The organism is Microbulbifer sp. YPW1 (assembly GCF_013367775.1).
Lineage (GTDB): Bacteria > Pseudomonadota > Gammaproteobacteria > Pseudomonadales > Cellvibrionaceae > Microbulbifer.
The window spans coordinates 1,245,276-1,259,625 of the sequence record NZ_CP055157.1; the positions used below are offsets into that span (position 1 = coordinate 1,245,276).

The following is a 14,350-nucleotide window of genomic DNA, read 5'->3' on the forward strand; positions in this document are numbered from 1 at the left end:
TACGTGGGCACCTTTTGATTATTACGGCCTCAGAAAAAAGCGCTTTTCCTGTAATTAACTTTTGCCAAAACTGCGCGCACTCTTGAGTTCGGACAACTGGCTTTCATACGTCGCGGCAAATTCATCGCCAAACAGGCGCCGGTAGCAGGCTTCCGGATCGCTGACCAGCTGCCGGTACATCTCTACAAAATTTTCCCAGTTGCGCGCTCCCTTACTGGAGAAGACGCCGCCTTGTCCGCCATTGCGGCGCTCGATTTGTTCGGGGCTGAAAAAACGTAACATTGCATCGTAGCCCGCGCGCATTCCGGACAGCACCGCAACCTGATGGTCCGACAGATCATCAAAACTGTCGCGCACCGCTTCCACCGGCTGCAGGAATGCGCCGTTGCTCGCAAACATCGCAGCCAGCGCATCTTTCGCGCTGGCACTGAACTTGAGCGGATTATTGGCCTCGGTCTGGATCATGGTGCGCTGTACGCGCAATTCGTTTTTGATACTGGTACGCGCCCGCAGCAGGTCAATCAGGCGCGACACGGTTTCCTCGATGATCTCCGCGGACTGTTGATCCAGATGCTGCAGTTGCTCGGCACTCAAATTGAGCCCCAGCCTTTCCACCAGCATGCCCCCGCGAACCGCACCTTGCGGTTGCGGTTGCGGTTGCGGTTGCGGTTGCGGTTGCGGTTGCGGTTGCGGTTGAACACCCTGAGATGGCGCCGGCACAGGCGCAAATTGCTGGGAAGCGCCGGCGAACCCGGCCCCTGTCGGCGGAGCGGCAGCTGGGGCAACCGGTGACTCGACAGTGGGCGCTACGGGCGCATCAAAACCCGGCGCGCCCTGTACCTGCTCGCTGACCAGCGCAGAAAGCGAATCGGCGAAGGGATTGTTCGCTGCGGCGGCCGGGGCAGCAGGCTCTGGCGCAATGGCGGGCGACGGGGTCTCGGCTGCGGTACCGAAAGACTGATGCGGCTCGATTCCCCCCATGGGATTGGGTTGTGCGGGTGCTACCGGCGGTGTTGGCGGCGGAGAAACCCCCGCAGCCACATCCGGAATCAACCCGCTCATTGGCGCCGCGGGAGGGTTCTGCGGCGCGGCTTGAGCCGGTTGCTGTACCGAAAACTGCATCGCGTGGCTGTCCGCAGGCGCGTGATCCTCGGAGCTGCCCTCTTTCCACCAGGCATCGTCGCCTCCCCACTGATCACCGGCGGCTCCAGCCGGAGCACTGCCCGGGAAAGCGCCGAGGGGATCGGAGGCGGAACTACCCGCGCTAGAAGCATTCAACATTTCCAAGGGGTCACTGGGCGCTTCCTGACCGAGAAAGCCACTCATCGAATCACCGGACTGTCCATCAGTCAGGTATCCCCACTCACCACTGGGATTGCTACTAGCGCCTGTACCTGTCCCCATGTTTGCGCCAGCATTGCCAGCGGCGGGCTCCAGCCAGCTATCCAGCTGCTTGGCCTCCTGAGCGGATTGCATTTTCGCCGCGGCTGCGGGGCTGAATGTGGTTCGGTCGGCACTGTCGAGAAAATCAGCACCGCCCAGGCCGTCGGGTATTCCCGCATCGGCCTTGTTCTGGCGAATACTGACCTTTAACTGGTAATCACCCAGGGTAATTGCATCGCCATCACTCAGGGCCACGCGGTTACCTTTACCCAGCGGATCGCCAGACTGGTTGTGATAGGTCCCATTGGTACTCTGATCCACCAGATAGAACTGGTTGTCCGCAAACTGGATCTCGGCGTGACGGGACGAAACCACACGCTGAGGATCGGGCAGCACCCAGTCATTGCTGTCGGCGCGCCCAAAGCTGCCTCCTGCGCTACTGAACAATTTGGTGTGCTTGATCATATTGGCGCCTTCCGGGTCGGCAACCACAGATAGCATTAAATCCATGACGTTCAACTCCAAGGCCCGCTGAGCGCGGTTCCGGCAAGGGACTGTAGTTTTGGCAACAGGATTTCATCCCGCCCCTGTACCGAGCGCAGGGTGGAAAGTCCGGCAGACTGAAAACGCGCGGCGCCAGTATCTGTCATAAGGGCTTCGGCACAGGGTGTCATCCACTGTCCCTGGGGCAGGCGACGCAAATGCAGGGGAAGATCCGAGTAGATGTCGGAAGCAACAGCGGTGGGCTGGCCGCGGGTAACAAATTCACTGCACAGGGACAGCCCCAGCAGGTAGGCACCATTGCCCCACAGATAGTACTGGTGGCCAAGCTCTGGAGTGAGTTCTTCAAACTTGAAGCTCTCGGTACGTGCGGTATCCGCACCGTAAGGCAGGCGCAACATAAACCGGGGAGCAGCCAGTGCCACATGTGCACAGGCGTCATATTCCCGCACGGCTTGCCAGCTGCTGGCGAACTCTTCCGACAGCGGGTAGTGCCAGTCATCGGGATCCATGGAACCTGCGAGACTTGCGCAGCCGGCGAGGCGGCTGTCGCCCCCCATCACCAGCGCGCTGCCTGCGGCCTGGGCGATGGTAGCCAGGTCGATCAGCATGTGCAGATCCCGCTCTTCATCCTCGATAAAGAAATCCCCCAGGATCAGGTTGTAGGGTATTCCCCCGGCCACCGCCTCGCCCGCGACCAGACGCTGAAACAGCTGCGATTTCTCCAGATCATCTTCTGCCTGGGCCAGGTCCGCCAGTATCTCTTCCTTACTGATATCGATCAGATGAAGCTCCAGGCCTGGATGATCGTCGAGGCGGCGCAGCAACAGATGCAGGCTTCTCCAGCTGGCTTCTATCTGGCGAAAGTCACTGTGGTGCATGACCTTGCGCATGGCCTCCGAGGCAGCCTGGGCAACCGCTTCCAGATATACGCCCTGGTTGGCATCGGGTTTTTGCTGCACATAGGGCGCAACGATGTCTTTGATCAGTTGATCGATTTGCCCCGTGGCACTGGACTGGTATTCCTCCTGATACGCCTGCCCGGAGAGTATGGCATCCAGCATCGAGCGCGCTGACAACCCACCTGCGGCACTGGACGAAGACGTATCCAGTTCCGCCAGCTCCGGTCGCCATTGCTGAATCTCATCGGCGGCGCGCGAGAACTCGGCCGGTGTTAGCAGCTGTTTTTCCAGCTCGATAAACTTCTTGAACAGGGGCACCCGCTGATACAGGTAATCAGGGTGCAGGTCGTCGAACTCCAGCAGGTGCAACGGCTGATCCATCAGCGGGAGGTGGATGCTTACCTGCAACTGCTCGAACAACATCTCAAAATTGTCTTTGCGCAACCGGTGGGCCCTTCGCGTGGCAATGCTGCCCGGATCACATTGCTTACCACTTGCGCGACCACTGAAGTCACCCAGTATCGCAACCTTCAATTTGGCACCATGGTGCAAAATGGAGCCGTGATCACCCTCACTCTGCTCGCCAAAAATCGTTCCCGAGGTGTTTAACGTCGCCCTGTTCATACGCCGGTATCCATAGTCACTGGTTTTTCTCCCCCGGTGGCGCATCCCACCTCATCTGTTTTTTCTTTTAGCGGTGGTATCAATTCCGTATTCAGTGCCGGAACGCTATCAGCACAGTCAGTTACCGGAGTCTCCGCGGTGGTTTTACGCTTGGTGTTTTTTCGCGGTCTGCCCCGCTTCAGAGGTCGCACCCGCTGGTTGGCGATCTGTTCGATTTTGTCCTTGAAAACGTCGCCCCCGAGTATCTGGCCGAGTTTGATGGTCTCGGCTATGTACTCGAGCAGCCGTCGATCAAAGCGATAGCGGAAAAGCTTGCGATAGGCCTCGGCGCGCTGCTGCGATGTCTCACCCAGCTCCTGGTAAAGCCGGTGATCGGTAATCACGTCACTTTCTTCATTGCTTGCGTGATGGCTGAAGCTGGACCACGGATAAGCACCAAGGGAATCTGCAAGCCCAAGGTAAAGCGGACGCAATTCCACATAGCGATAGCAGGTAAGAAGGTAAGCATCTGAATCGATCAGGCTGGACTTGTAGCGTCCCGCCCAGAGCGTGCCAGAACGTTTGTACTTGTGATTTACAAACTGCACGTAACGCCGCCCCAACGATTGCATCATCGACGAAATACCGTCGGGCACTCTTGGCGTAGCAATGATCTGGACCATATTGGGCAGCAATACGTAGGCGTGAACCTCGACCCGATACTGGTCTGCCGCATTGCGCAGGCTGGTCAGATAAAACTGATAATCTTCCTCACCATAAAAACAGGGCAGGTTATTGTGGCCTACCTGAACGATATGTTGGGGAATATCAATCAGATTGAGTCTCGGGAGACGGGGCATCTTGCCGATAATTCCTTTTAATTTGCACAACCGTACCAATTGCGCATCCGTTACTGGGTAAGGGTTGGCATTATTGCAAATCCACTAAAAAAAATTCAAACGTTACTCGTTAGCAAGTTAACATTAACTGATTACATTTATGGAATTTCGCTCGCACGCAGAACGGAATCTCGTTTTTACGGACAGGTCATGGAGTAATGACAGACATGGAGCCCATCAGGCTGGCTGTCAATGGACGCACCGATATCGGCCAGGTGCGAGAAGAAAATGAAGACAGCATCCGCTGCCATAGCAGCGAGGACCACCCCTTTGCCTATGTCGTTGTTGCAGACGGCATGGGGGGATACAGTGGCGGCGCCACTGCGAGTGGAATTGCCGCCGACACCCTTCAGGCCCAGCTCAATGAACTGCTTAACACGACTTTCCTCTCCTGCTCACCGCAACAACAACAGCTGATGCTGCGCGCGGCCCTGGTAGACGCCATTGGCGTGGCCAACCGAAAAATTCTCGATAAAAAACAGACCCACCCGCAGTTTTCCCATATGGGGACTACCCTGGTTAGCGCTGTGATCTGGCAGGATTTCCTGGTGGTGGCACATATCGGTGATTCCCGCGCCTACCTCTGGAACAACTACGGCCTGCAGCCATTAACCAAGGATCACAGCGTGGTCCAGGAGATGATCGATTCCGGGCAACTGACTCCGCAACAGGCACAATCGTCCCAAGTACGTAATCATATTACCCGCGCACTGGGTGTCGCCGAGAAGGTCGAAGCGACCATAAACAGCTGGACACTGAAGGAAAGTGCGCTGCTTCTACTGTGCAGTGACGGTCTGACCGAATACTTGCGTGATCACGACATAGAGCGGGTTATGGCAACCTATCGCCCCGCTCTGGAATGTGTGTACCACTTTATCGATGATGCCAACCAGCGCGGTGGGCGCGACAATATCAGCGCGGGGATTATCGAGTTCTGCAATCGTACGGATGCGGTTGTTGAATTCTCCGGGGACCCGATCACGCTAAAACCGAAGCAAAAAGAAGACATCACTGTAAGAAAGACACAGCGCTGATCATTTTCGTCACAAGTTTCGGACCACAACGTATTAACTGAGCAAGCCCAATGACACCGGAAAGTCTGGTTGGTTTTATTCCTTCTGTTCTCGCTGATCTCGCCCCACCGCGACAGCCTCAGTCGCCCGGCGATGTCTTCGCTATCTGCAAGTGGTTGCGCAGCCCTGAAAATGGAACATTCGTACCATTTGAGGTAAAAAACCCACTGTGGCCCGACGCGCCGATCATCAAGCCGAACGATTACTGCCTGGCAAATTTTTCCAACCCTGCCATTTTCCATCTTCCCGAGAACACACCGGTTCAGCTCTGCAACTATCCGGGTACCAATTTTAGCGGCGAACTACTACCAACCATTTCCCAGAGCGCAGTTGTTTGCGGCCATGTAATCGCAGCCAACGGAGAGGTCGCTTTTTCGCGCACCGATTTCGTTCTGCCCGGACCTTTCAATTTTTCCTGGCAGCGCTTTTACCGACAAAGTGCAGATGACAATCTCGGGCTCGGAACCGGATGGCGGCATACACTCAGCGAACACCTGCAGCTTCCTGAACCGGGATCCGACAGTAGCAACAAAGTTGTATTAAATACGGCCGAAGGGCGCAGTATCGTTTTCGATCTTCCCGCCATCGGTCATGGCAGCTTCAATCGCAGCGAGCGACTTTGCCTACTTCGCCAGAGCCTGCACAGTTTCCGCATCTCCGCATTTGACCAGCCCGATAAAATATTTCGCGCAGATGGTGCCGGCCGCAATGTGCCACTTAGTGAAATCAGGGATAGCTTCGGCAACACACTAACGGTCGATTATCAGGATGGGCGACCACACAAGATCGTGACATCCTGGGGACGCACCCTAGACTTTGTTTACCGGGAAGGGCTTCTGCAGGAAATTTCCGATATACCTGGAAACTCGGAGCACGCGCCCCTGTGTGCTTACCAGTTTGATGACAATCAGTATCTTCGCGCTGTAGCCAGCAGTCACGGCGGCAATAAAACTTACTCTGCACGCCGCAGTGAAGCGTATGGCTATGCACAAGGAAAACTCAGCGAGTTAAGCAGCGATGATGCCGGCCATCTCACATTTACCTACGACCGCATTGATCGCTGTCGCCTGCTCAGCGTGGACCAGCATCAATACCTGTTGCGCTGGTCATCCGGGCGACGCACCTGCACGCTGTCGAGTGACGACCAACACGATATCCAGTGGCAGTTCGACACCCGCGGAAATACCATCAGCCGCCGTCAGCAAGGACGCGAGACCCGTCGTCGCTACGACCACTATCGCAACCTGTGCCTGCAAGTAGACAGCGCAGGGACAGACACCGTATTTCGCCACGATGAATTCGGCAGACTTGTGCGCTGTACCCGCCACGGAGTACACCAGCATTATATTTACGACACCCAGGGACGATTGCTGGCTGCCGGGGTAAATAGCACCGACGGCCCCACTGCTATCTGGAAATTGTCCTATCAGGAACACTCGCGACCGACGCAGGTGATCGACCCTGCGGGCAATCACTGGCACTGCGACTACGATGACAAAGGCCAACTGCGTCAGTTGAAGGACCCGGAGGATGGCTGTGTCAGACTGCACTGGGACGCACAGTCGCAACTGCGGGAATTGCAACGCGGTGATCGCCAGTATCACTGGCAGTACGACGAGCGGGGAAGGCCAAGGGCATTTGACGCGGGCACGGCAGCGGCAAGCAGCTGGGAATACGATACTGACGGCACTTTGTGCAAGGCCACACTGGATGCACAAATCTATACCTTGCGCTACGACGATCACCGCCGCCCCTGTGCCATCGAATGTGACGGAGAAACCCGGCTCCAGTGGCAATACGACGATCGCGGCCTTGTGCGTCACATCCGTTTTGCTGCAGGCATATCCTGGGACCTGGATTACAATCACCGCCGACAGCTTAACGGGCTGCGCACCGGCAACTCTCAATTCTGCTGGCAATACGATGCCTTCGGCCAGTTGAATCAGTTTTTCGGCGATGGGGATCATCAACAGCGGGAGTGGCAGTACGATCACGGCGGTCGCGTGACGGAATACCGCGACAGTGATAACCACTGGTTTCTGGAGTACAACGCCACAGGCACCCTGGATCAGATCCGCAACAATAACGGGCAGCAGTGCAGCTTCCACTTCGATATTCACGGTCGCCTGCTGCAGGCCACAAACGACAGCTGTACCCTGCGCTACCGCTACGACCAGCGCGATTTGCTCATCGCCGAACACCGCGACCTGCTGCAGGAAAACCGCAGTGAAAGTCTTAGCATCAGCCACCAGTACGATAACCGCGGCTGGCTGCGCAGCTCCAGTTCCGACAGTCTCAATGTCACCTACACCTTTGCAGCTTGCGGGAATCTCTACGGTATCGATGCCAATGGCAAGATGGTGCTGCGCTGCGAGCAACGGGACAGCAGCGAGGCCTGGAGCCTGGGCGAACACGAAATCGTCAAGCAGTATGAAACCGGTCTCCTGACTGGCATTACGCTGAACGGACAACATCAATTACACCCCCAGTATCCCCAACGGCCCGCTCATATACCGAGCGCACCGGTACAATTTCTACTGCGTGCGGCGGACGGACACACGGGGCTCGACCCACGCGGCAATGTGGTCGACGAAGTGCGCAGCGGCCAGCGCGAAGCACCGCGCTACCATTACCAGTACGATGGCTGGGGGCTTCTGCACAGTGCCGAATGCGGCGATTTCAAAACCTATTTCCATTACGATCCATTCGGGCGCCGGGTGGGCAAAATCAGCACCCATCGCCGCTCGCGGCGGCAGCAGCGGGTATTCAGCCACTGGTCCGGTCTCGGCCTGTGGGGTGAAGTGACCGCGCGCGGCGGCCAGCAAAGTAGCTGCCACTACCTCCATCACCCCATCACTGCTGTACTGGTGGCGCGCGCGCTCGACACTTCGGACAGCGGAAGTGAAACAGACAAGCTGCAGTACTATGTCACCGACGATCGCGGACAGCTGCTGGCGGTACTGGGCGACAGCGAACGGGGCGATCCAATCTGGCAAAGAAAAACATCGGAATCTGCAGCGAATACACCGCGCGGTCCTGGTAGCTACCGGGGCCGCGAGGGTATCTACGATGTGGAAACCCAGCTCGTATACCGGGAGTTTTGCTACTGGCATCCCGCCAATGGGACGGAAGAGGGCAACCCCTCGCCAGCCAGCAGCGCACCTCTGGATATTGGTCAGGGGCGCTTGATGGCACTGCACCGGGACACACCGCCGGCCCGCGCCTCAGGCGCGGACCATGGCACGCTTCCAGACCATGCGGTGGAACTGCTCACGGGCCAGAGCCTTTAACTTCCCCGCACCGCGGATCACAACCAACAAGCCCCTGCCCCGCTAAAACAGGCACCCCGTCACACAGCTGGCCCACACCAGTTGGGGTGCCGCAAGTTTTGACGCCCCATTCCCCGGCCACCCCGACAAATTCCTTTAGCATGACACCGCGAAGACAGCGCTGTCATTTTTCTCTGTGAACCGCGCCCTCTTTGTTCCGAAAACATAATCAACAATAAAATCTGAGGAAATCTGTCATGAATTACACCACCGCAGTTTCGCGAACACGGCCTTCACCGGTTACCACCCGGCAAGGCAGCGGCCCGCTGCGGGCGCTCACCTTGTTCGCATTGTGCGCCCTCCCCGGCCTCGACGCACACGCCCATGGCACCATGGAAGTCCCGGAAAGCCGCATTTACAACTGTTTTCTGAACAACCCGGAAAACCCATCGGACCCCGCCTGTGCCGCAGCCAAAGCCGTTGGTGGCACGCAACCGTTCTACGACTGGAATGAGATCAACCAGGCAAACGCTGCCGGTGACCACCGCGCACTGATCCCGGATGGCCAACTGTGTTCAGGGGGTCGCAGTAAATATGCCGGCATGGACCTGGCGCGCAGTGACTGGCAAGCGACTCCGATCACCCCCAAGGCGGATGGCACCTTTGATTTCACTTTCTGGGCAACTGCGCCCCACTCCACCAATGAATGGGTTTTCTACATCACCCGCTCGGGCTATACCGGCGACCAACCGCTGAAGTGGGGAGACCTGTTTGAATTCTGCCGCCTGGGCAATGTACCGGTAGGTGCGGACAAGCGTTACACCCTGAACTGCCCTCTGCCGCAACTGACCGGCAAGCATGTGATCTACACCACCTGGCAGCGATCCGACAGCCCGGAAGCGTTTTACACCTGTACAGACGTGATTCTCGGAGACGGCACTCCCAGCATCTGGGCCGATGAGGGTGCGCTGCAGGCGTATTCGGACCTGGCGGCGGGTAGCGAAGTACGCCTGCGTCTGTTCAATAACAGCGGCAACGACCTGGAAACCATCACCCTGCAGATCGAACAGGACAGCACCGCCGAAGCCTGGGCCCTGGCTTTTGCCAATACCGTGAATACCCAATCCCAGTATGCGCGTATCGGTATTCTCGACCCGTCCAGCGACACGATTACACCAGTGGAGAGTGCCTCAGAAAACCGCGTGTATACCCAGGCGGAATTGAACTTGAACCACGAAGTGGATATTCAGCCCGCGGATACAAACCGCGCGCCCACAGCGGTTATTACCGCCACCCCGGGCAGTGTGACCGGCGCTGGCAGCGTTAATCTTTCGGCAGCCGACTCCAGTGATCCCGACGGCAATACACTCAGCTACAACTGGCAGGTAGTCGCAGGCAGCGGCGCCGTCCTCAGCGCGGTCAGTGAACAGGATGTGGTGCTGGATTTGAGTGCGCCTGTTGCGACACAGGATGTGGTGATAGAGCTCACCGTATCGGACGGTCAAGCCAGTGCCAGCAGCAGTGTAAGCATCACCCACACACCGGAATCTTCCGGGGGTAATGACTACGATCACGTTTATCCGGAGGGCATTGGCAGCTATACCCCCGGGCAAACCGTGGTGCTGGGCAGTGACGGCAACCGCTATCAGTGCCGCGCTTTTCCCGAGGGTCAGTGGTGTAATATCAACAGCCCCTATCACTATGCGCCGGGCACCGGCAGCAACTGGGGAGATGCCTGGATCAGGCTGTAACACCCTCGTGAGATAAAGCCCGAAACAAAATCGCCCGGCACAGGCCGGGCGATTTTTGTTCAAGTAAAGAGGATTCCCTCAGGTCGCAACCGCCTGGGGAGATTGCCGCAACGTCAGCGCAAACAAAAGCGCAGCCACCACACCGCAAATAGCGATCGCGGCCACCAGAATCAGCGGTGAACCATCAAACACCGCGCTCACAATACCGATGGCTGCCGCACCCAGCATCATCTGCATGGTGCCGCCGAGCGCGGCCGCGGTACCCGCAATAGGTCCATGATCATCCAGTGACAGCACCATGGTGGTCGGCACGACAAGACCGAGAAAGGAATTTCCCAGCAACAGCAACCCCACCAGCACCGCAAAGTTATCCACACCGGCGAGGGTTACCAGCAGGTTCGCCGTGGCGCTCACGACAAAGCCGGTGACCGCCCACTTCACTACCGCGACACCGCCAAAGCGCTCACACAGATTGGCGGCAAACTGGCTGGCCAGGAAGAAGCCCAGGGCATTGAGTGCAAATGCCAGGCTGAACTGGGTCGGGGTCAGTCCGTAGTGGTCTGTGTACAGGAACGCAGCGATGGACAGGAACGAGAAAAAGCTCGCCATCCCCATGCCCCCGATCAGGGTCATGCCCATAAAATAGGCATCCCGGAACAACACCCGGAAAGCACCCAGCATGGCGGAAACTTTCAACGGCACTCTTTCTTCCCTCGGCAGGGTTTCCGGCAGTGCAAAGCGGATCAACAGCAGGCTGGCCACCGTGGCAATGGCTACCGCATAGAACACCGACGGCCAGCCAAATGGCGCCATCAGCAGGCTGCCAACTAGCGGTGCCAGCATCGGTGAAATGGAGATCACCAGCATCACAGTGGTCATCAGGCGCGTGGCCTCGGTACCGGTGTAACGGTCGCGGATAATCGCCCGCGGAATCGACATGACCGAAGCCGCCCCCATACCCTGTACAAAACGCAGCGCGATCAGCCATTCAATGGTGGGGGCCAGAGCGCAGCCGATGGACGCCAGCAGGAAAATTCCCAAGCCCAAATACAGCGGTGGCTTGCGCCCGAACATATCCGCCGCCGGGCCGTAGAACAGCTGACAGACACCGAAGGCTACGAAAAAAGAAACCAGGGTGTACTGGGACATGGCCGTCGGCACACCGTAATCTTCCGCCATTGCCGGCATGGCCGGCAGGTACATATCGATAGCAAAGGGACCGACACAACTGAGCAGCCCGAGCATCAGGGCCATCTTGATCAATTCGGGTTTCATGGGCTCTCGTATTCCGGTTGGCAACAGCCAGAAGAAGGTAGAAGGTACCGCCGGACCGCACTGCCCGAACATGCCCCGATTCTAACAGCACGCGGCTGCAGTCCAAGGGCGTAAAATCCTGACTTCCACGAATCACAGGGTCACAACTACAATAACCGACAAGTCATTTTTTACTGTTGAAGCCTATATGCCAGATTCCTTTGCCATTGCCGGTGTAGAAGTGCCCCGCGGCGAAACCCGCAAGATCGAACTTCCCATCGTGCGCCTGTATACCGATACCGAAATGGCTATCCCGGTTTATGTCCACCGCGGCAAAAAATCTGGCCCCACCATGTTTGTGTGCGCCGCGATTCACGGGGATGAATTGAACGGGGTGGAGATCATCAGCCGCCTGATCAACAGCAAATCCCTGAAATCCCTGCGCGGCACATTGATTGCCGTACCGGTAGTGAATGTATATGGCGTACTGCAGCAGTCCCGCTACCTGCCCGATCGCCGCGACCTCAACCGCTCCTTCCCCGGTTCCGCGCGCGGCTCCCTGGCGGCGCGCACGGCCCACGTATTTCTCGAAGAAGTCGTTTCCAAATGCGACTACGGCATCGACCTGCATACCGGTGCCCTCCATCGCAGCAACCTGCCCCAGATTCGCGCCAATCTGGACGATAGTGAAACCCGGGAGATGGCCAGCGCCTTCGGTGTACCGGTACTGCTCAACGCCACCCTGCGCGACGGTTCCCTGCGCCAGGCCGCTGCAGATCTGGGGGTACGTATCCTGCTTTACGAAGCCGGGGAAGCCCTGAGGTTTGATGAGCTGTGTATCCGCGCGGGGGTGCGCGGCGTATTGAACGTCCTGCGCAAACTGGAAATGCTACCGCCAAAAAAAGGCCGCCGGGGCATCGAACCCTTCGTGGCGCGACGCAGCGGCTGGCTGCGCGCCGGCGACAGCGGCATCGTCAACCACAAGAAACAACTTGGGGATCATGTAAAGAAGGGCGAAATCCTCGCCACCATCGCCGATCTGTACGGTAACGAGCTGGATACGGTGCTGGCGGATGCCGACGGTATTATTATCGGCAAACAGAACATTCCGCTGGTACAGGAGGGGGAAGCGATGTACCACGTGGCTTATTTTCACGAGCCAAATGAGGTGCTGGAAAATCTGGAGCTGCTGCAGGACTCGCTGTTGCCCGAGGAAAACTTCTAACTGAACTCTGGCTTACGAAGTTAGATATCGTTGAGAAGGGGATGTCCCGGTTGGAAATCTTCGGGAGCGTCGGCGACAGGACGTCGCCGACGCAGCGTAGTACTGTGGAGTGGTAGTAAAAATTCACACCCGGTGCACTTCCGCCACTGCTGGTGATTCAAAACAGGACCACGTTACTCAGTTCTTGCGTAAAAGCTCCAAAACTTCCTTGCTAGGAAAACCCTGCAACTCAACTCCGGCTTCTTCCTCAAACTTGAGAATCGCCTTGCGAGTACCACCGCCGGCCTTGCCGTCGATCTCGCCGTCGTAATAGCCCTTCTCTTTCAGCTTGGTCTGCAGCTCGATCACCTCGTCCTGATCCAGCTTGGTAAACGGACGCTTCCAGTCTTTGGTGAGCGGTTCAGCGCCGCCGATCTGGTCGGCGAGAATACCCACGGCTGCGGCATAGCGGTCCGAATTGTTGTAGCGCTTGATCACAAAGAAGTTCTTCAGCATAAGAAAAGCCGGCCCCTTGCGACCCGCCGGGACTTTCAGCTCGGCAATGTCATCCGGACGCGGGAACTTCTGACCGCGCACGCGTTTTACCCCGAGCTTTTCCCACTCGGAAATCTTTAGCTTGCCCGCCGGCAGCTTGCGATCAGGAATGGTCACCTCGTAGCCCCAGGTCTGCCCGGAGACCCAGCCATTTTTATCCAGCAGGTTTGCCGCTGTCGCCAGTGCATCGGGTACCGAATTCCAGATATCCCGCTTGCCATCGCCATCCATATCCACGGCATAGGCCTGGTAACTGGTCGGGATAAACTGGGTATGCCCCATGGCACCCGCCCAGGATCCGGTCAGGTGGCTCTCGTCAATGTCGCCACTTTGCAGGATTTTCAGTGCTGCTAGCAGCTGGCTGCGACCAAATTTTTTGCGCTTGGGATCCGCATAAGCCAGGGTGGCCAGGGAGCGCACCACACTGCGCATTACCGTCTGGTTATCCAGGATTGCACCGAAGCTCGATTCCATCGACCAGATGGCCAACAGGATGTTTGGATTCACCCCCGACTGCTTCTGGATCTTGTCCAGCCACGGTTTCAGTTCCTGCTTCTTCGCGCGACCGCGCTGTACCGCGTACTTGGTAATGCGGTTGTCGAAATACTGCCAGGCCGGCGCCTTGAACTCCGGCTGGAAACTGGCCTTGTCCAGTACCCACTGATCCGGCGAGTCGATTCCCTTGAACGCGCGATCGAAGGTCTCCGCGGTGATCCCTTCCTTCATTGCAGTCTTGCGGAATTCCTTTTTCCACTTTTCAAAACCGGGATCCGCAGCGGCACTGGCGAATGCGGGCATTGCCAGTAGCGGCAGGGCACATAAAAAAGAGAGCAAAACGGAAAGAAAACCGGTGCGACGCGCCGGCAGAAAGGCAACCTGGCCCATAACGACTCCTTGGCAGTAACAGCTCGCTCAAGGGTAGAACGGATGGCAGGTAACGGAAAGGGAGGATTGAC

Annotated in this window: 9 protein-coding genes; 4 read left to right on the forward strand and 5 right to left on the reverse strand. The window is 57.5% G+C overall.

The features are described from left to right. Positions 1 to 54: 54 nt before the first annotated feature. From tagH to HUW35_RS05275, 3 genes are read right to left on the reverse strand one after another with little or no spacing between them, the layout of a single operon-like run. On the reverse strand, positions 55 to 1,893 hold the full coding sequence (gene tagH, locus HUW35_RS05265) for a type VI secretion system-associated FHA domain protein TagH (RefSeq protein WP_181254573.1): 1,839 nt from the start codon (positions 1,891 to 1,893) through the stop codon (positions 55 to 57). A 5-nt stretch (positions 1,894 to 1,898) separates the two neighbouring features. Continuing rightward, the gene (locus tag HUW35_RS05270; protein WP_181254574.1) at positions 1,899 to 3,410 is read right to left on the reverse strand and encodes a type VI secretion system contractile sheath domain-containing protein; all 1,512 of its coding nucleotides are present in this window, start codon (positions 3,408 to 3,410) and stop codon (positions 1,899 to 1,901) included. Further along, positions 3,407 to 4,249, reverse strand: coding sequence for a transposase (locus HUW35_RS05275; RefSeq protein ID WP_255463507.1), 843 nt, complete (start codon positions 4,247 to 4,249; stop codon positions 3,407 to 3,409). Before HUW35_RS05275 ends, HUW35_RS05270 begins: the two co-directional genes overlap by 4 nt. A gap of 206 nt (positions 4,250 to 4,455) precedes the next feature. Here HUW35_RS05275 and HUW35_RS05280 point away from each other — a divergent pair, with 206 nt between their 5' ends. From HUW35_RS05280 to HUW35_RS05290, 3 genes are all read left to right on the forward strand, one after another. Next, a complete protein-coding gene (locus HUW35_RS05280) occupies positions 4,456 to 5,322 on the forward strand; it encodes a Stp1/IreP family PP2C-type Ser/Thr phosphatase (RefSeq protein ID WP_181254575.1) in 867 nt (288 codons plus the stop codon). A gap of 50 nt (positions 5,323 to 5,372) precedes the next feature. Continuing rightward, complete coding sequence (locus HUW35_RS05285) at positions 5,373 to 8,651, forward strand: DUF6531 domain-containing protein (protein WP_181254576.1); 3,279 nt, start codon at positions 5,373 to 5,375, stop codon at positions 8,649 to 8,651. A gap of 236 nt (positions 8,652 to 8,887) precedes the next feature. Further along, complete coding sequence (locus HUW35_RS05290) at positions 8,888 to 10,381, forward strand: lytic polysaccharide monooxygenase (protein ID WP_181254577.1); 1,494 nt, start codon at positions 8,888 to 8,890, stop codon at positions 10,379 to 10,381. A 78-nt stretch (positions 10,382 to 10,459) separates the two neighbouring features. Here the strand turns inward: HUW35_RS05290 and HUW35_RS05295 are convergent, their stop codons facing one another. Beyond that, entirely contained in the window at positions 10,460 to 11,656 is a 1,197-nt protein-coding gene (locus HUW35_RS05295; RefSeq protein WP_181254578.1) for a multidrug effflux MFS transporter, read from the reverse strand. A gap of 187 nt (positions 11,657 to 11,843) precedes the next feature. Here HUW35_RS05295 and HUW35_RS05300 point away from each other — a divergent pair, with 187 nt between their 5' ends. After that, complete coding sequence (locus HUW35_RS05300; RefSeq protein WP_181254579.1) at positions 11,844 to 12,860, forward strand: succinylglutamate desuccinylase/aspartoacylase family protein; 1,017 nt, start codon at positions 11,844 to 11,846, stop codon at positions 12,858 to 12,860. A 177-nt stretch (positions 12,861 to 13,037) separates the two neighbouring features. On the opposite strand, the gene HUW35_RS05305 is transcribed toward HUW35_RS05300, so the two are convergent. Next, positions 13,038 to 14,279 (reverse strand): lytic murein transglycosylase, encoded by a 1,242-nt coding sequence (locus tag HUW35_RS05305; RefSeq protein ID WP_181254580.1) that lies wholly within the window; start codon positions 14,277 to 14,279, stop codon positions 13,038 to 13,040. Between the last annotated feature and the right edge of the window lie 71 nt (positions 14,280 to 14,350).